The 17,571-nt window shown below is 53.1% G+C and carries 17 protein-coding genes and 1 other RNA gene; 16 read left to right on the plus strand and 2 right to left on the minus strand.

Translation table 11 applies throughout. The features are described from left to right. Window positions 1-3 precede the first annotated feature (3 nt). The 9 genes from FLM21_RS01180 to FLM21_RS21460 all read left to right on the plus strand — a co-directional run bounded on the left by FLM21_RS01180 (window position 4) and on the right by FLM21_RS21460 (window position 10,123). Window positions 4-426 carry a CopD family protein gene (locus FLM21_RS01180; protein ID WP_148713812.1) on the plus strand — a complete coding sequence of 141 codons (423 nt, stop codon included), beginning with the start codon at window positions 4-6 and terminating at the stop codon, window positions 424-426. A 22-nt stretch (window positions 427-448) separates the two neighbouring features. After that, entirely contained in the window at window positions 449-910 is a 462-nt protein-coding gene (locus FLM21_RS01185) for a CYTH domain-containing protein (protein WP_148713813.1), read from the plus strand. Window positions 911-923: 13 nt separating this feature from the next. Next, complete coding sequence (hemL, locus tag FLM21_RS01190; protein WP_148713814.1) at window positions 924-2,201, plus strand: glutamate-1-semialdehyde 2,1-aminomutase; 1,278 nt, start codon at window positions 924-926, stop codon at window positions 2,199-2,201. 187 nt (window positions 2,202-2,388) lie between these two features. Then, complete coding sequence (locus FLM21_RS01195) at window positions 2,389-2,913, plus strand: GspH/FimT family pseudopilin (RefSeq protein WP_148717413.1); 525 nt, start codon at window positions 2,389-2,391, stop codon at window positions 2,911-2,913. 9 nt (window positions 2,914-2,922) lie between these two features. Next, window positions 2,923-3,582: a type IV pilus modification protein PilV gene (pilV, locus tag FLM21_RS01200; protein ID WP_148713815.1), complete on the plus strand. Its 660-nt coding sequence runs from the start codon at window positions 2,923-2,925 to the stop codon at window positions 3,580-3,582. Between the two features lie 17 nt (window positions 3,583-3,599). Next, window positions 3,600-4,352: a PilW family protein gene (locus tag FLM21_RS01205; protein WP_148717414.1), complete on the plus strand. Its 753-nt coding sequence runs from the start codon at window positions 3,600-3,602 to the stop codon at window positions 4,350-4,352. Between the two features lie 8 nt (window positions 4,353-4,360). Beyond that, window positions 4,361-4,879, plus strand: a complete 519-nt coding sequence (locus tag FLM21_RS01210; RefSeq protein WP_148713816.1) for a pilus assembly PilX family protein — start codon at window positions 4,361-4,363, stop codon at window positions 4,877-4,879. Window positions 4,880-4,890: 11 nt separating this feature from the next. Next, a complete protein-coding gene (locus FLM21_RS01215) occupies window positions 4,891-9,633 on the plus strand; it encodes a pilus assembly protein (RefSeq protein ID WP_148713817.1) in 4,743 nt (1,580 codons plus the stop codon). A 1-nt stretch (window position 9,634) separates the two neighbouring features. After that, window positions 9,635-10,123 carry a type IV pilin protein gene (locus FLM21_RS21460; RefSeq protein ID WP_281284960.1) on the plus strand — a complete coding sequence of 163 codons (489 nt, stop codon included), beginning with the start codon at window positions 9,635-9,637 and terminating at the stop codon, window positions 10,121-10,123. A 20-nt stretch (window positions 10,124-10,143) separates the two neighbouring features. Here the strand turns inward: FLM21_RS21460 and FLM21_RS01225 are convergent, their stop codons facing one another. Both FLM21_RS01225 and FLM21_RS01230 read right to left on the minus strand, forming a co-directional pair. Further along, window positions 10,144-10,701, minus strand: coding sequence for an energy transducer TonB (locus FLM21_RS01225; RefSeq protein ID WP_148713818.1), 558 nt, complete (start codon window positions 10,699-10,701; stop codon window positions 10,144-10,146). Beyond that, window positions 10,702-11,199 carry a peroxiredoxin family protein gene (locus tag FLM21_RS01230; protein ID WP_148713819.1) on the minus strand — a complete coding sequence of 166 codons (498 nt, stop codon included), beginning with the start codon at window positions 11,197-11,199 and terminating at the stop codon, window positions 10,702-10,704. It lies immediately after the preceding gene. A gap of 321 nt (window positions 11,200-11,520) precedes the next feature. Between FLM21_RS01230 and ylqF the strand changes: the two genes are divergently transcribed. From ylqF to ptsP, 7 genes are all read left to right on the plus strand, one after another. Then, window positions 11,521-12,420 (plus strand): ribosome biogenesis GTPase YlqF, encoded by a 900-nt coding sequence (ylqF, locus tag FLM21_RS01235; protein ID WP_148713820.1) that lies wholly within the window; start codon window positions 11,521-11,523, stop codon window positions 12,418-12,420. A 29-nt stretch (window positions 12,421-12,449) separates the two neighbouring features. Next, entirely contained in the window at window positions 12,450-13,277 is an 828-nt protein-coding gene (locus tag FLM21_RS01240; protein WP_187360040.1) for a helical backbone metal receptor, read from the plus strand. A 28-nt stretch (window positions 13,278-13,305) separates the two neighbouring features. After that, a complete protein-coding gene (locus FLM21_RS01245; protein WP_148713822.1) occupies window positions 13,306-13,521 on the plus strand; it encodes a coiled-coil domain-containing protein in 216 nt (71 codons plus the stop codon). Continuing rightward, a complete protein-coding gene (locus FLM21_RS01250) occupies window positions 13,518-13,823 on the plus strand; it encodes a cell division protein ZapA (RefSeq protein ID WP_148713823.1) in 306 nt (101 codons plus the stop codon). The genes FLM21_RS01245 and FLM21_RS01250 overlap by 4 nt, the downstream gene beginning before the upstream one ends. A 23-nt stretch (window positions 13,824-13,846) precedes the next feature. Beyond that, window positions 13,847-14,032: non-coding RNA, 6S RNA (ssrS, locus tag FLM21_RS21740), on the plus strand. A gap of 8 nt (window positions 14,033-14,040) precedes the next feature. After that, window positions 14,041-14,637, plus strand: a complete 597-nt coding sequence (locus FLM21_RS01255) for a 5-formyltetrahydrofolate cyclo-ligase (protein WP_148713824.1) — start codon at window positions 14,041-14,043, stop codon at window positions 14,635-14,637. A gap of 171 nt (window positions 14,638-14,808) precedes the next feature. Further along, window positions 14,809-17,334: a phosphoenolpyruvate--protein phosphotransferase gene (gene ptsP / locus FLM21_RS01260; RefSeq protein WP_148713825.1), complete on the plus strand. Its 2,526-nt coding sequence runs from the start codon at window positions 14,809-14,811 to the stop codon at window positions 17,332-17,334. Window positions 17,335-17,571 lie beyond the last annotated feature (237 nt).

Raw genomic sequence — 17,571 nt, forward strand, 5'->3', positions numbered from 1 at the left:
CCGATGCTCTGGATCAAGGCGCTGCACATCATCTTCGTCATCAGCTGGTTCGCTGGCCTGTTCTACCTACCGCGGCTGTTCGTCAACCACGCAATGGCTGAAGATGCCGCCACACGAGCGCGGCTGCAGCTGATGGAGCGCAAGCTGCTGCGCTTCATGACGCCACTCGCAGTGCTTGCGCTATTGTTCGGTGGCTGGACCTGGGCCTACTACGATTTCTACGCCGGCGCCGGCTGGCGCTGGATGCACGCCAAATTGCTGCTGGTCGGCATGCTGGTCGGCTATCACGGCTGGTGCTGGCAGCTGTATCGCGGCTTCGCAGCCGACAGCAATCGCCACAGCCATGTCTGGTTCCGCTGGTTCAACGAGTTCCCGGTACTGGTGCTCGCCGCGGTCGTCATCCTGGTCGTGGTCAAGCCATTCTGACCCCTCCCTTGAAGGAGACGCGATGAGCGTCGAAATCGAACGCAAATTCCTGGTCAATAGCGGCGCCTGGTGCAGTGAGGCTTCTCGCAGTATTCGTATTGCCCAAGGCTATCTATGCACCGATCCCGAACGCACGGTACGGGTGCGGCTGAAAGGTGAACAGGGCTTTCTGACCATCAAGGGCAGGAACGACGGCATCACTCGCGCCGAGTTCGAATACGAGATCCCGCTTGCCGATGCCGAAGCACTGCTCAAGCTATGCCCACAGTTGCTCGACAAGACCCGTCATCTAGTCGAGCACGCCGGCCACACGTGGGAAGTTGACGAATTCCACGGCGACAACGCCGGGCTGATCGTCGCCGAGATCGAGCTCGGCAGTGTTGACGAAGCCTACGCCCGCCCCGACTGGCTGGGTGCCGAGGTCTCGCACGACCCCCGCTACTTCAACAGCGCGCTTTCCACCCACCCCTATACCCGCTGGTAAACCGGAGTTCCCCATGAGCCGCAACCAAACCCTGTTCGACGCCGCGCAACGCCACATCCCAGGTGGTGTGAATTCACCGGTGCGCGCCTTCGGCTCGGTGGGCGGCACGCCGCGCTTCTTCGAGCGTGGCGAGGGGCCCTATGTATGGGATGCCGACGGCAAGCGCTACATCGACTACGTCGGCTCATGGGGGCCGCTGATCCTCGGCCACGCCCATCCGGCCGTGATCGAAGCGGTCGAGCGCACCATACGCAACGGCCTGTCGTTCGGCGCGCCGACCGCTGCAGAAATCGAACTCGCCGACCTGCTGTGCCAGCAACTGCCCAGCCTGGAGCAGGTGCGGCTGGTATCGAGCGGTACTGAAGCCACCATGAGTGCGATCCGCTTGGCGCGCGGTTTCACTGGCCGTGACAAGTTGGTGAAGTTCGAAGGCTGCTACCACGGCCATGCCGACAGCCTGCTGGTAAAGGCAGGCTCCGGTCTGCTGACCTTCGGCAACCCATCCAGCGCCGGCGTGCCTGCCGCAGTCGCCGCCGACACCATCGTATTGCCCTACAACGACGTCGCGGCACTGGAGCAGCTGTTTGCCGAGCAAGGTCACCAGATTGCGGCACTGATCGTGGAGCCGATCGCCGGCAATATGAACCTAGTGCAAGCGACGCCGGAGTTCGTCGCCGCCATGCGCAAGCTGACGCAGGAACATGGCGCCGTGTTGATCTACGACGAAGTGATGACTGGCTTCCGCGTTGGCCCCCAGTGCGCCCAAGGCCTGCATGGCATCACGCCGGATCTCACCTGCCTCGGTAAGGTGGTCGGCGGCGGCATGCCACTGGCCGCCTTCGGCGGCCGTGCCGACATCATGGCCAAGCTCGCCCCGCTGGGCCCGGTCTATCAGGCAGGCACGTTATCCGGCAATCCGGTGGCCGTTGCTGCCGGTTTGGCCACACTCGGGGAAATCCTCAAACCTGGCTTCTTCGACAACTTGACCACCAATACGCACATACTGGTGAGAGAGCTGACAAATACTGCAAAGAATTGGAACGTCGCGTTTAGTGCACAAGCCGTCGGAGGGATGTTTGGTATCTACTTCAGCAACACACTTCCAAAAAGTCATGCTGAGGTACTGGCCAGTGATCGCGCTCGTTTCAACACATTTTTTCACCGGATGCTAGCTGATGGCGTGTACCTCGCTCCATCTGCATTCGAAGCTGGCTTCGTGTCAGGAACACACGAAATCGAACATCTGGAAGCTACGCTCATCGCCGCAAACAATGCGTTCAGTAGAATTTAATTAAATTCAGTAAGTGATTGCCCCTACAGGAAAAACTATAGGGACTCACGCGATCCTGCCTTGGACGAGCGGCGTTCCTACCACTCGCTTGCCATCCCCTCACGCTTGTCAGGATCGCTTGCCTTCGCTGTTTTGAGCCGTCGATAGTATTAGCACATACTGATGCCAAAAAGCGAAAGGAGGCGCCATGCGCCAAACTGGTTTCACACTCATCGAAGCCATGATCGTGATCGCGCTGATCAGCATCATCCTGAGCATCGCTGCACCTTCGCTACGCAACATGATGCAGGACAGCAGGCTCGCTAGCGCTTCCGAAGAAATGCTCACCAGCATGATGCTGGCGCGTACTGAAGCGATCAAACGCAATGCTCGCGTGATGCTGTGCAATAGCTCGGATCCAGCCGCAACCTCCGCAAGCTGTGTTACCAGCTCGCCGGATTGGAAGACCGGCTGGCTGGTATTCGTCGACAAGGATGCCGACAATACTTTCAGCACCGGCGACGAAATCCTGCGAGTGGTCAACGTTGTGGAAAAGGTCGGTTCTATCGCGCCGAGCGATACGACGCTCACGAATGTCCGTTTCCGCTCGGTGCTGAATCAGGCCAGTAAGGATGTAAGTTTTACGTTTTGCACCAGTGGTCAACGTAGTCGCGTGGTAACACTGGACAAGACCAGTCGTGTCAATCGGACCATTGGCAGTGCCTGCACCTGAGTAGCGATCATGCACAAGACAAGCGGCATCATCCTGATTGAAGTGCTAGTTTCGCTGGCTATTCTGGCTATCGGCATACTCGGCTTGGCCAGCTTGCAGGTCTATTCGCTCAAAAGCGGCCAAAGCGCCTACTGGCGTTCAGTTGCAAGCGACCTCGCCAACGATATGGCTGACCGAATCAGGGCTAATCGTTCACCAAAGCAAAATATCGGCGAAGGCAATGCACCAGCCACTGATGAGGAAAACAAGCCCATTCCTTTTGCTCCTGACTATGGTCGTCTTTCATGCAGCGAAAACGCTGGTGCCATTAGCTGCAATTGGATGAGCGGCTACACTGTACCGAATGGCACTGCTGGAAGTGATTTAGCCAAGGACGACTTAGAAAATTGGATGCAGCTGGTTAAAACATCACTGCCAGTCGGTACAAATGGTGGTGCCATTATTTGCCGCGACAATGATCTGACCGATGATCCTGGTAGCGGCGGGCAGCCGATTTTAAACCCTGCAGCAAATGACTTCGTCACCAAAACAGGCTGCTTAGCCACCAACGCAGCTTTATATGCAACAGCGCCATATGTCATCAAAGTTTGGTGGCAAGAGCAGGAGATTAGCAGCGGCAACGGTGGCCTTTCCAGTGGTGTCCTCCAATACTTCGCCACACCTATATAAAGACCAGGATCGAAATCATGCGCCGCATTAAAGGCTTTACCATCATCGAGCTCATGATCGGCCTTACCCTCGCCCTGCTTCTTGCATTTGCAATTGCATCAGTTTACCTACAAACCAAGCAATCATTCCGTCTGCAAAATGCGCAGAGCCGCATCAGTGATGAAGGAAACTATGCTCTGGGGCTTTATCGTCGAATGTTGAGCCAAGCAGGTTATCGCAGTTGGTCAGGGACGCTGGGCACCGCGACGCAAGAAGCGGCATTCCCCGCTTCCACACCATTTGCTGCAGGCCAAAGTTTGATGGATTCAGGTGGCGAATTGTTTGTTCGTTTCAGTGGAGACCCCGACGGCAGTATTCTGCGCTGCGATGAAAGCAACGACAGTAGCTATCCATCGCTGAATGCCGCAGGAAGTCAAAATAGTATTTACAGCTACAAACTGTTCCAAGATGGAAGCGAATTGAAGTGTGCCGTATCCGACGGTACAGCAGAGCGAGTCATCACTTCAAACGTAGTCGACTACGCTGTGATCTTCGGCGTCGACAACGACAGCAACCAGATTGCAGATGAATATGCAGTTGCAGATGACGTTACCAATTGGGCACAAGTCTATGCAGCGCGGGTTTGCATTGTATTGAGTTCGCAATCAGACAATCTCGCGCCAGAATCCATGAGCTATCAAGACTGCGACGGAGACTCCCAAACTGCCACTGATAAAAAACTCTACCGTACCTTTATCACCACTGTGCAGTTGCGCAACCGATATAAGTAGGCCTCCTCATGTATCCATCGCGCCAATCCGGCTTTGTTTTGATTACCAGCATCATGTTCATGCTGGTGTTGACTTTGGTCGTTGTATATGCCGTACGATCTGCCACCATATACGAACGCGTTGCTGGCAATAATCGTAATTATAGCCAAGCCTTTCAGGCGGCAGAGTTCGCATTGCAACAGGCCCGAGGCACGCTCGTAGATATCCCCACTATTCCGAGTACTAATAGCTGCATATCAGGTTTATGTGGCAAAGACACAGATATTAGTATTTTTAATAATCCAGAGAACTGGATCAGCAACAGCAATTTAAATAAAAGTTGTGCAGTAAACGATAGTTGTAATACTAGCGGCGCTAGTAAAGCCATTAGCTTTCCCGGGGCATCTAGCCAGCAGCCCAGATATATTATTAAAGAATTAAACAGTAGCGGAAGCTGCGCTTTTTACGAAATTACCGCTTTTGGCAAAGGAGGGAATGCGTCCAGTGGATCCATCCTTCGTTCCGTCGTCAAAGCATGTGATAGCTGAGGAACACCAACATGAAGAATGCAAGCTACCTAACGCTAGGCGTCATTGTTACTGCCACCTCATTAACTGGTATTGCTGCGGTAATTCAACAAGATAGCCGCGATCCTTATAGACCGTTGCAAACGCTGAGCAGTGCCCCTCCGCTGAATATGCTTGTACTAGGGCGTGATCACAAGCTTTGGTACGAAGCATATAACGATGCTTCCGATCTAGATGGAGATGGCTATGTCGATGTAGGTTACAAAGGATGGATGCTGAAGCCCGGGCAAACGGTGGCTCAGCGTGGTAATTTTAAGATCGACTATTACGGCTATTTCGATTCATATAAATGCTACAGATACGCAAACAATCAGTTTGAACCAGTTGCCACTACTTCGAACAAGAAATGTTCAACCGTAAGTGGCGGGCGTTGGAGCGGCGACTTTCTGAATTATCTCACCATGTCCCGAATAGACGCCATTCGAAAGGTGCTATACGGTGGTACTCGCTCTACCGATAGCACCACAGCTACTATTCTCGAGCGCGCTTATATCCCTCAAGATGCTCATTCTTGGGGCAAAGAGTATTTTACCGAATCAGCAGATGGTTACAAAATAAGTGACTATACCCCGCTTGCGCAACCTAATTCAGGTCGTAGGCATTTATTTGCTAATACGACCGTATACGATTCAACGTATGGCGGTTATGGAAATCCGCCTTTGCTCCGTTATACGACCAATCAAAGTGTTAGGATCTGGGACTGGGTAAGCCGGGAAGGTCCTGTTGCAGGAACAAGTTTGGGCAGTACCAGCATTAGCCCTGTACCGGTCGACATGACAGTTCGTGTAAAAGTTTGCGATTCGAGCATAGGTCTAGAATCGAATTGCAAACGATATGGAAGTATCTATAAACCTACAGGCTTGTTGCAGCAGTATGGTGATAGCGACAATATGCGTTTCGGCTTATTGACCGGAAGCTATAGCAACAATCTACGTGGTGGGATCCTTCGTAAGGAAATTGGAAAATTCAATACAGAGATCAATAGCGAAACTGGGCAATTTACGAACGTAGATGGTATTGTAAAGTCACTTAATGCGTTGCGCATTGTAGGATTTGGAAAGTATTCAACCCCATGGGGTTCGTCGGAATACATCTACAAATGTTCCTGGAATTTCGCAAGTACACCGCTAACCAATGGAAACTGTGAACCTTGGGGAAATCCGGTTGGAGAGATGTTGTATGAAACTATGCGCTATTTCTCTGGAGCGTCAACAGCGACATCAACATTTTCTTCTGATGCCGTTGGCGACACCCTTGGATTACCGCGCGTAACATCATGGAAAGACCCATACGGGAGCACTAGTGGGAACAATGTGTGTTCCAAACCATTTGCAACATTAATTGCGGATATTAATCCGTCTTGGGATGGCGATAATTTATCCAGCCCTTCTTTGAATGGGAAGTCAATTAATTTAGCTAGTATCGGTTCAGATTTATGGAACGAAGAATTTAAAGGAGCGGCTGATGTAGTTGTAGGTAACGTTTGCAGCCCAGACAATCAAGCAGCATGCCCCACAGCAAATAAAGATGCGCCAACGCGTAAATCTGTCAATTCATTTTGGAACATAACGGGCCTTGCTGAAGAACCGGGGAAAAAGGGAAGCTTCTCTTCCCCGATAATTGCTAATTTCGCACGTACAAATGATATTAATCCGGCTGCTGGCACTCAAGCGGTATCTACGTTTTCAGTTGCATTGGCATCACCACTGCCAAAAATAGAAGTACCTATTCCAAATTCGGAAAAACGCGTAACTATCATTCCTTTTGCCAAATCTGTAAACGGATCAGGTATTACGCCAACGGGTGCTTATCAACCTGTAAATCAAATTGTTGACTTCTACGTCGATACAATTTTGAACATGCCAGGATTTCCGTACGATCAGGCTGGGCAATCAGTAACAGGCCGTATAGCAGGAAAACCATATTATAAATTTCGGATTAATTTCGAAGACGTCGAGTATGGTGGCGACCATGACATGGACGCAATTGCAGAATACGAAGTGACGCTGGATGCGACAAACAAGGTAAAAGTGGATGTTAAATCACGATATGCTTCCGGCGGCATCATTCAGCATATGGGTTATGTATTATCAGGAACAGGTTCCTCTGATGGCATTTATCTAGTGGTACGTGATTGTGATACAGCAAATCCTTCTTTAGGAACTGGTAATCCATGCCAACACACAGGAACTGATCCAGCTGCAGATGTTGATTTCTGGATGGATACTCCAAATACAACTAATCAAGCTTTGCCATTAGCAGACAGCCGTACATTTACACCGGTGGATATGGCTGCCACAAAAGATCTGAAATCCCCTCTCTGGTATGTAGCGAAGTACGGTGGTTTTATTGATAACGATGCCGATAATAGCGTTAATTTGAACAAACTTGATGACAGCGCTGAATGGGATGCAGACGGGGATGGTACACCGGACAATTATTTTTTAGTGGTTAATCCCCTGAAACTTGAGGAACAATTAGGTAAGGCATTTGCCAAGATAGATGCAACTGCTCGGGCAACTGCGCAGATTGGTGCTTCTGGCGGCAGCACCAGCACTGAAGCTGAAGATCTGATCCTATATCGTGCCTCCTATGTTGTGGACAAATGGTCAGGCGAAATCTCCGCATTTAATAACAATACTAATGACACCGGGCTTGGTTCGCTCGTTTGGAGTAGCAAGGATAATTTGATTCAACCTGGTGTACGGAAAATTTTGACGCATAACAATTCAACCGGAACGGGCTTGGCTTTTCGAAGCAGTAGCGTTGCAACTGCAACGGCTCAATGGGCAAATTTGAATACATCAGCGACCGGTACGGTTGATTCATTAGCAGCGGACCGACTCGATTATCTGCGCGGCAGTAGTGCAAAAGAAGGAACTGCTAGTAGTGATTTCCGTGTCAGACAACGAATTGGGGGACAAAGCAATTATTATGGTGACATTCTTGATACTGCCCCTTATTACGTAAACCAACCCATTCCTGGCTATAGGACCGATGCAGGGTACAAAACTCATGTGCAGAACATCATTGGCCGTGGGATTACGCTCTATGCGGGTGCCAACGACGGAATGTTGCATGCAATGAATGCAGCCAAAAACGATACGGCGGATCGTGGCAAGGAACGCTTTGCTTATGTGCCAGGCATCGTTTATCCAAAGCTTTCGAAGCTAATGAGCTCTTCTTATCAACATGAGTACTATGTAAACGGCCAAATCACCGTGAATGACGTTGAAATATCCACTGGCAACTATAAAACAGCGCTAGTAAGCACCCTAGGATTCGGTGGAAAAGGGTTGTTTGCACTAGATGTAACACGACCCGAGGAGGTTACTGAAGCAAGTGCTTCTAACGTTCTTTGGGAATTTTCTTCAACCGACGATGCGGATATGGGCTATCAACTCAGTTCCGCCATCATGGTGCAAGCAAATGACAATAAATGGTATGCCATTACAGGCAATGGCGTTAATAGCAACAATGGCCACGCGGTATTGTTTTTGCTTGAAATGTCCGGCCCTAGCAAATCGCCCAAAAATTGGACAGGAAAATACTTGAAGTTCGACACCAATGTCGGTTCGCCTACGGACAAGAATGGGATGTCGGCAGTGAACTTCGTCAGCCTTGAAAGTGCATGGCATTGCGACGGTAGTGGTGACCAAAAGGTGGATCTGCTTTATGCAGGGGATCTCTTTGGAAATGTTTGGAAATTTGATATGCGTAGTGCGAAGCCCGCAGAATGGAAATTTGCATTGACCAATTCAAGCGGACAGCCAAAACCAATTTTCACTGCAACGGGCCCCAATGATAAACGCCAAGCGATCGCTAATTTTCCTGGTGTAGGAGTTCACCCCGAAGCAGGATGCATTGCCGCAGGTACCGTTGAAGACGGCACCACACCAAAAGACGATATCTATGTTTTCTTCGGTACTGGAAAATTCATGGGTGACTGCGACAAGAACAATACATGCACCGATGAAGACAGCGCCAATACAATTTATGGATTACGAGATCAAGGGAATGCCATCTCGAAATCAGAACTGCTTAAACGGACTTATGGTTATATGACCCAGAGTGACGTAGATAGCTATAATTCGGGAAAAGATGGGAAAGATCAGGTCGCTTTGAATGACGTATCTGGCTTTGTGACTATGAAGGCAGATCCGAATTGCAAAGATAAAAATGGTGCAGCTAAAATATGTGAAATGGATTGGAAAAAGTACCAAGGTTGGTACATGAATATGGTCGACCGGAACAATGTCATTGGTCAGGGAACACGCGCAGTAGGTAGCCCACGACGTATAGGGAAGACACTGATGGTGTTCAATGTTATGAATCTTGATCAGGCTACTGACCAATGCACAATAAACGGTAGCATGACCACCCTTGTGTTGGATTATGGTACAGCAACTGGCCAATCTCGTTCCCGTTTTACCATTGTGAATAACTCCGGCAAAACAGTGAATTTGCCAAATATCGGCTATACCACGCAAGTTTTTCAGCCTAATGGCTCGGTTACTTTAGGTCGTGGTAGCGGTACTGGAGAAGGTGGAAATGTCGATACAGGTGGTGGGATCGGTGACAGTCACGATGGTGGCCGTTGTTATGGTGGCATTTGTAATAGCGGCGGTAAAAAAGATTGCACAACCGAGAAATGCACGAAGATTAATGTTTCCAGAACAGTAACCCCAGTCAATTGGCGGGAAGTGATCCAGTAAAATGAAAAAAGCCTCCATCAACGGAGGCTTTTCTAACAGGGGAATGAATATGAAATTACGTGGATTCACGCTGATCGAATTAATGATTGTTGTTGCAGTAATCGGTATTTTGGCTGCAATAGCGATTCCTTCATATTCTGAATATATATACAGAACCCGAAAAGGTGATGCCCAAGCCGTGTTGCTGCAAAACGCACAAATGCTAGAGCGCAGGTACACAATTAAGAATAGTTATCTTGAAAATGCCGCCGATACTTGTCCAATGGATGCTCCTATCGCGAACGCACCTATTGATGGTTCGACTAAATATTACGAAATCACGATACAATCTTGTGATGCAGAGTCTTTTAAACTAAGAGCAAACCCAATTGGGTCTCAGCAACGGTATGGGCAAAACAAGGATTATATTACGCTTAGCAATACTGGCTTGAGAGAATGGGATAAAGACCATGACGGTTCAATAGGCACTAATGAAACAACTTGGAAATAAATACCATTTTATTGGGATTTTTATACACTGAATTTTATCCGTTGGCTGCTTTCGATGGCGCCTCCATTCTTCATGGCTGGCACAAAGTAAGTTTCATACAATATCTGAACTACTCTCCTAGTTTCTGCTTCGGAAAGGAGAGATTGAATTATGGATACTTGTTTGACAATGCCGTTCTGATCTATCAGCAATTCAATCTCCAGCACTGTGCCTCGTAACGTGGGATCAACATCTAATTCAATATCAATCGGCTTAAAAGGATTTGCTGCTTCAACGCTCTCTACTTTTTTTTGTGCATTTTTTTCGATAGGTGAAAATAGCCAGTCAGGTTTTTCTGGCCAAGCTGATTGAGTAGCGAATTGTTTTTTTTCTGAAGGCTTTTTTAAGATTTCTTGATGTCTGCTGGAATAAATGCTATTTAATTTTTCCTTACGCTCAAGGGAAATTTTTAATAAAATTTCCGAAGGATTTTTTTTATTACTATTGGGCGTTGCATTTAAAAAAAAAAGAAAAATAAATAAATGAAAACAGATAGACCATACTGATCCGAGAAGAAGGGTTTTTTTTGTAGAATTCATTTAGTATTTTAGCAACTCCTTTTGAACGGTTTCGCGAAATTCTTTAAATTCTGGTTCTCCGATATATTTTCTAACGATGGTGCCTTTTTTTCCTATTAAATAGGATGTTGGAGTTAGTTGTACTTCCCCAAAAGCCCTGGAAATATCATTGTTTCTATCATGCGTCACATTGAAGGGTAGCGCTTGTTGTGCAATATATTTTCTTATTTGTTCTGGATTATCGTACTGCATTGCTACAGCTACTGTTTGATAACCATCCTTTGCAAATTCATTTTGTATTTTTATCAATTTTGGCATTTCAGCGATGCAACCTGTGCAAGTTGTAGCCCAGAAATTCACTAGCACCACTTGACCTCTCAGTTCTTGCAAGGATTGTTTTTTCCCTTCCAGATTAGTCCAGCTGATTTGTGGTGCTTGTTGTTCTCGTTCAAGAAATATGAAAAAAACAACTACTGTAAGAAAAACGATGAATGCTGATCGGATGAAGAAACGTTGCATGAGGTGTTCTGTGGTGAGATTACAGATAACGTGAATCAACAATATAGGAATAGAAAAAGTAAGAACAGATAATAAAGGGCGCGGATTTCTGTGGGTAACTGAAATTTATCAGTGTATTCAACTACTTGCAACGATTTTTGCCTGTTCCTATCCAGCCTAGATGTCTTGTGGATAGTTTGGTGAGCATTTTGAAGTAGCTTGTCATACTTGCCTTATCCGCAGCTCCGCTGACTTTATCCACAGAAGTGCTTGTGTGTAAGTCCTTGATCACTCGCTCGGCTATACTGCCAAGCCGTATAAACCGAGTGTGGTACGCCAGCTATGGTCATCCAGTGGTTCCCCGGTCACATGAACGCCGCTCGCAAGCAGGTGGCAGAGACCATGGCCAAGGTCGATGTGGTGATCGAGATCGTCGACGCCCGTCTGCCATGGTCCAGTACCAACCCGATGATCGAGCAGCTACGCAGGCATCGGCAGCGCCCTGCGCTCAAGATACTCAACAAGGCAGATCTGGCCGACCCGCGTTTGAACCAGATATGGCTGGACTGGTTCAGTGCTCAGCCTGCCACGTTGGCCATCCTGATGGGCGAGGACAACAAGCAGGCGCAGGTGAAGCGTTTGCCGCAGCTGTGCCAGGAGCTGGCGCCGCATCGCACTGGGGCCGAGAAGCCGCTACGAGCGATGATCATGGGCATCCCCAATGTGGGCAAGTCGACCTTGGTGAACGCGCTGATGGGCCGGCGCATCGCCAATGTGGCGGATACGCCTGGCGTGACCAAGTCGCAGCAGCGCGTGGAGACGGTGGGTGGCACCATCTTCTACGACACACCTGGCCTGATGTGGCCCAAGATCGAAGTTGAAGCCTGTGGTTATCGCATCGCGCTGGGTGGTTCGATCGGCCGAAACGCTTACGACGATGAGGACGTCGCGCTGTTCGCCGTCGAAACCCTCGTTGAACGCTATCCTGCGCTGCTGCAAACCCGGTACAAGCTCGACAACATCGAAGCGCCACCCGAGAAGCTGATGGAACTGATCGGCCGCAAGCGTGGTGCGGTGATTGGCGGTGGGCGTATCGACATGCAGAAGACCGCTGAGCTGATCCTCACCGAATTCCGCAATGGCACGCTGGGCCGTATCACGCTGGAAACGCCGGATGATGTGGTGCTACTGACGCAAGTCGATCAACTGGTCGAACCATCGCCGGGCGACGACGTATCGTGAAATGGCTGTGCGTTGCGGCACTATTGTGGTTGAGCACCGCAAGTGCGTCAGTCACAGTGCGTGATGATGCTGGTGCGACGGTCACGCTGCGACAACCTGCGAAGCGCGTCATCACGCTGACGCCGCATGCTACCGAGCTGGTTGCCGCGATCGCACCGCACGCGTTGGTCGCTGTGGATCGCTTCAGCAACTATCCGCCAGCGGTTACCAAGCTGCCGCGAGTGGGTGACTACGCAGCGCTGAACATCGAGGGCATCGTATCGCTCAAGCCTGATCTGGTGATCAGTTGGGAAGGCGAGGCCAACGACGCAGCGACGCGACGGCTGCGCGAGCTCGGGATCGAAGTGTTCAACAGCCGGCCGGATACGGTCGAAGCGATTGCGAGCAATCTGGAACGCTTGGGTAGCCTGCTCGGTCAGCCACAACGGGGCCAGGTACTTGCCGATGCGCAGCGCCGCAGCCTGGCAGGCCTGCAGCAGCGCTATGCTGGCCTGCGCAAGGTGCGGGTGTTCCTGCAGCTTGGCGATCAGCCGATGTACACGGTGTCGAAGAAAGCATTTCTTGGGCGGGCGCTGGTCGATTGCGGTGCTACCACGCCTTATGGTGATGATGCGGCCATGGTGCCGCTAGCCAGTCTGGAAACCGTGCTGCAGTTCCGCCCAGATGTGATTCTGGTTGATGGTGACCAGAGCCTGCTGGGGCGCTGGCAGCGTTTCCCGGCTGTGCCGGCGGTAGTTAACCGCAGAGTGTTTCCGCTGCAAGGCGATGCCTTGGTGCGACCGGGTCCACGCTTTGTCGGCGCAATGGCGCAACTGTGCAGCTGGGTCGACACGGCGCGCGGTGGCAAATTGCCCTAGAATCGTCGCTCGACCAGGAGATTCGAACATGGATGCCGAACTCGAAAGCCTTGCCGACAAGATCAGGCAGCTGGTGGCCCTTTGTGACCGGCTGAAGGCCGACAACCACGGCCTGCGCCAGGAGGTGCTGGCGCTCGAGCAACACAATCAGCAGCTCGCAGCCAAGGTTGATGGCGCCAAGACCAAGGTGGCCGCCATCCTGGCCCGACTGCCGGAAGACGGTGACGAGGAGGACCAGCCGTGAACGACATCAAGCAACTCGATGTGACCATCATGGGTCGTGAATTCCGCGTCGCCTGCCCGGTGGACGAAGAGGCCACGCTGCTGCAGGCTGTGCAGATGCTCGATGGCAAGATGCACGAGATCCGTGACGGCGGCAAAGTGATCGGTATCGAGAAGATCGCCATCATGGCCGCACTCAACATCGCCCACGAATACTTGCACATGGAAGTCGGCGGTTTTGACATCGGAGGCTATCGGCGTAGAATCGAGGCCATGAATGCAACGCTCGATGCGGCGCTGCAGGATCAGGGGCAGTTGTTCTGATCAGCACGCATCGCGCCACGATTGCTTTCCTGCGGTGTTTGTCCGGTTCATAAATTCCTTGAACCGATAAGTACAGCATCAGTTGCCAGCAATAACAGCTTCCTGTTGCGCGCGTTCCCTAGTCGAACGTACCTGATGGCGGCGAGTTGGCAACGACTTGAGCCCTTTGGGTTCAGGATGCCGGACCGGACGGCACTCGCGGGAAGCCCCCTCTGCCTTGAGCTCCTCCCTCCCCTTTCCCGACAAGATCCAGCTGCGGCGCGCACTGCGCGCCCGACGTGCCGCGTTGTCGCCTGCGCAGCACCGTGCTGCAGCGCTGGCCGTTGCAAAGCAGGCTATCGGATTGCTGCGTCCGGCACGCAAGATCGCGGGCTATGTGGCCACTGGCAGCGAGCTTTCCGTCTGGCCCTTGTTGTTGCGGGCGCTGCATCGCGGCTGCCAGGTCTATCTACCACGAGTACCGCGCCGTGGACGGCGCATGGATTTCGTACGTTTCGATCATGCATCGGAATGGCGGCTCGGCGCATACGACATTCCCGAAGCAACGCATGTCGAAGTGCTTGCACCTCGCCGGCTTGACGTGGTGTTCGTGCCGCTGCTGGGGTTCGACGCGCAGCTTGCACGGCTTGGCCAGGGCGGTGGCTACTACGACAGCACCTTCCACTTCCGCCGCCATCGCTTGAATTGGCGCAAACCGTTGTTGGTGGGGCTCGCCTTCGATGAACAGCAGCTCGATGCGCTGCCGGTGGAACCTTGGGATCTTCGGCTTGATCTCGTCATCACTCCTACGCGAATCTTGCGGTCACCCCGCTGAACGGTTTTTTCCGGCTTGCCCATCGGGTATCGATCCGACTTACGTCAAAGTTTGCGCGGTTTATCATGACAACTTGGAAAAATTCACAGCTCGCGGTGAGGGCTCCCTCTAAACTGATCGGCAAATGCTGATTTAGCCCCAACCGATATTCCCGTCTTTCGAGGTCCGTTTATGTCCAACCAGCGCATTGAACTGCTTGCTCCTCTCACCGGCTTGATCGTCCCTATCGAGACCGTGCCCGATCCGGTGTTTGCGCAGAAGATGGTTGGCGACGGCGTCTCGATCGATCCGACGTCCAATGTGCTGGTTGCGCCAGCCAACGGCCGAGTCACCCAGCTGCATTCGTCGCACCACGCAGTGACGCTGACGACGACCGAAGGCGTGGAGGTGCTGCTGCACATCGGCCTGGATACCGTCATGCTCAAAGGCGAGGGTTTCAAGGCGCTGGTGAAGGAAGGCGACAACGTCCGTACCGGCCAGCCGCTGATCGAGTTCAATTCCGAATTCATCATGAAGGCTGGAAAGAGCATCCTCACCGAGATGGTGATCACCAATGGCGACAAGATCGCCGCCTACCTGCCGGCTAATGGTTTCGCCCGCGCCGGCCTTACGCCGGCGCTGACACTGGAATTGGTCGACCTGGCTGCACCGGCCCCGGCAGCCACGAGCGATGCTGCGCTCTCCGAGCCGGTGAAGGTACCCAATCCCACTGGCCTGCATGCCCGCCCCGCCGCCGTGCTCGCCAATTCAGCCAAGACCTACAAGAGCGACGTGAAGCTGGTGCGTGGCAACGATGAAGGCAATGCCAAGTCGGTCGTGTCCATCATGGGCCTTGAGGTGAAGCACGGAGACGAGGTCCGGGTGAAGGCAACCGGCTCCGATGCCCAGGCTGCGATCAAGGCACTGGCCGAGCTGATCCGCTCCGGCTGTGGCGAAGACTGCGGTCCTGGCGTACCGGCGCCGGCGCCCAAGCCGGTGATGAAGCCGGTGGCGAAAAAGCCGCATTCCACCGATCCGAACGTGCTTGCCGGTGTTTCCGCATCGCCGGGCCTGGCTGTTGGCCAGATCTTCCAGGTGAAGCAGGATGTGATCGAGGTGCGCGAACAGGGCGACAACGCCCAGGTCGAGCGCCGTCGCCTTGACGATGCGCTGAAGGAAGCGCGCCAGCAGCTCGAGGCGCTGAAGGCCGAGATCGAGGACGAATCCAAGGCCGAGATCTTCGCGGCGCACCAGGAACTGCTGGCGGATCCGGATCTGCTCGATATCGCGATCTCCGGCATCACCAACGGCAAGAGCGCCGGCTTTGCCTGGCGCTCTGCCTTCACCACCTATGCCGACAAGCTGGCCAAGCTGCAGAACGAAGTACTGGCTGGCCGCGCCAACGACATCCGTGACGTGGGCCGCCGTGTGCTGCGCCTGTTGGCTGGCGTGAAGGAAGCCGAACTCATCGTGCCCGAGAACGCCATCCTGATTGCCGAGGAACTGACGCCGTCCGACACCGCCAGCCTCGATCGCACCAAGGTGCTGGGCTTTGCCACCACCGGCGGCGGTGCCACCAGCCACGTGGCCATCCTGGCGCGCTCGCTGAACATTCCGGCGATCTGCGGCATCGAGGAAGCCGTATTGCAGCTGGCCAACGGCACGCCGGTCATTCTCGATGGCACCAAAGGCACGTTGCGCAAGAACCCGAGCCAAGTCGAGGTCACCCAGATCCGCGACAAGCAGGCGGCGCTGGCCAAGAAGCGCGCTGAAGAGCTGGCGAGCGCCATGCATCCGGCCATCACCCGCGACGGCACCCGGGTCGAGGTGGTTGCCAATATCGGTGGTCTCGACGAAGCCAAGCAAGGCGTGGAGCTCGGCGGCGAAGGCGTCGGCCTGCTGCGCAGCGAGTTCCTCTACCTCGAGCGTACCGATGCGCCGAGTGAGCAGGAGCAGACGCAGATCTACAGCGATATCGCCAAGGCATTGGGTACCGAGCGCACGCTGGTGATCCGCACGCTGGATGTCGGCGGCGACAAGCCGCTGCCCTATCTGCCGATGCCGGCTGAGGAAAACCCCTTCCTCGGCGTGCGCGGCATCCGGCTGTGCTTGGCGGCGCCCGAGATCCTGCGCACCCAGGTGCGCGCCATCCTGCGCGCTGCGCCGTATGCCAAGCTGCACGTGATGTTCCCGATGATCGCCTCGCTCGAGGAAGTGCGCGAAGCCAAGGCCGTCATTGCCGAGGAACGTGCTGCGCTCGGCATTACCGCCGATATCAAGGTCGGCATCATGGTGGAAGTGCCATCCACCGCCGTGATGAGCGAGCTGTTCGCCCGCGAGGTCGATTTCTTCTCCATCGGCACCAACGACCTGACCCAGTACACACTGGCGATGGACCGCGGCCACCCCAAGCTCGCCAAGCAGGCGGATGCGCTGCATCCCGGCGTGCTGCGGCTGATCGCCATGACGGTGAAGGGTGCCCACACCCATGGCAAATGGGTGGGCGTGTGCGGTGGCATCGCTTCCGATCCGCTCGCCGTGCCAGTGCTGCTGGGTATCGGCGTGGACGAGCTCTCGGTCAGCGTGCCGGCCATTCCGGCGATCAAGGCGCTGGTGCGCAAGCTCAACAAGGCCGATTGCGTGAAGCTCGCCAACGAAGTGCTGCAAATGGGCACCGCTGCCGAAGTGCGCGCCAAGCTCGCCACGCTGGTCGATTGAACTCCTGATTGTTTGGTCACCACGCCATCGGCCATGCCGATGGCGTTTGCACGTCTGCCCGCCTATAAAGCGTTCAGGGCCGTGGTCTGCACATTGGTGGTGCGCGCGGAAAAATCGAGTACTGAATCGATTTTGCACAGCAAATGCAGCACGCTTGATCCAGCGCAAACGAAACCTGCCCCGCTAGTACGAACACCTGATAGTAAGCCGCGCCCTGCGCGCGGATCATCCGCTCCA

Origin of the sequence: Chitinolyticbacter meiyuanensis, from assembly GCF_008033135.1 — a bacterium.
GTDB classification, from domain to species: domain Bacteria; phylum Pseudomonadota; class Gammaproteobacteria; order Burkholderiales; family Chitinibacteraceae; genus Chitinolyticbacter; species Chitinolyticbacter meiyuanensis.

What these genes read in the sequence shown, in the direction of transcription:
- FLM21_RS01195 (WP_148717413.1), top strand. Translation starts at nt 2,389, where the DNA reads ATGCGCCAAACTGGTTTCACACTCATCGAAGCCATGATCGTGATCGCG.
- FLM21_RS21460 (WP_281284960.1), top strand. Translation starts at nt 9,635, where the DNA reads ATGAAAAAAGCCTCCATCAACGGAGGCTTTTCTAACAGGGGAATGAAT.
- FLM21_RS01185 (WP_148713813.1), top strand. Translation starts at nt 449, where the DNA reads ATGAGCGTCGAAATCGAACGCAAATTCCTGGTCAATAGCGGCGCCTGG.
- FLM21_RS01245 (WP_148713822.1), top strand. Translation starts at nt 13,306, where the DNA reads ATGGATGCCGAACTCGAAAGCCTTGCCGACAAGATCAGGCAGCTGGTG.
- FLM21_RS01230 (WP_148713819.1), bottom strand. Translation starts at nt 11,199, where the DNA reads ATGCAACGTTTCTTCATCCGATCAGCATTCATCGTTTTTCTTACAGTA.
- ptsP (WP_148713825.1), top strand. Translation starts at nt 14,809, where the DNA reads ATGTCCAACCAGCGCATTGAACTGCTTGCTCCTCTCACCGGCTTGATC.
- FLM21_RS01225 (WP_148713818.1), bottom strand. Translation starts at nt 10,701, where the DNA reads ATGAATTCTACAAAAAAAACCCTTCTTCTCGGATCAGTATGGTCTATC.
- FLM21_RS01180 (WP_148713812.1), top strand. Translation starts at nt 4, where the DNA reads ATGCTCTGGATCAAGGCGCTGCACATCATCTTCGTCATCAGCTGGTTC.
- pilV (WP_148713815.1), top strand. Translation starts at nt 2,923, where the DNA reads ATGCACAAGACAAGCGGCATCATCCTGATTGAAGTGCTAGTTTCGCTG.
- ylqF (WP_148713820.1), top strand. Translation starts at nt 11,521, where the DNA reads ATGGTCATCCAGTGGTTCCCCGGTCACATGAACGCCGCTCGCAAGCAG.
- FLM21_RS01210 (WP_148713816.1), top strand. Translation starts at nt 4,361, where the DNA reads ATGTATCCATCGCGCCAATCCGGCTTTGTTTTGATTACCAGCATCATG.
- hemL (WP_148713814.1), top strand. Translation starts at nt 924, where the DNA reads ATGAGCCGCAACCAAACCCTGTTCGACGCCGCGCAACGCCACATCCCA.
- FLM21_RS01205 (WP_148717414.1), top strand. Translation starts at nt 3,600, where the DNA reads ATGCGCCGCATTAAAGGCTTTACCATCATCGAGCTCATGATCGGCCTT.
- FLM21_RS01215 (WP_148713817.1), top strand. Translation starts at nt 4,891, where the DNA reads ATGAAGAATGCAAGCTACCTAACGCTAGGCGTCATTGTTACTGCCACC.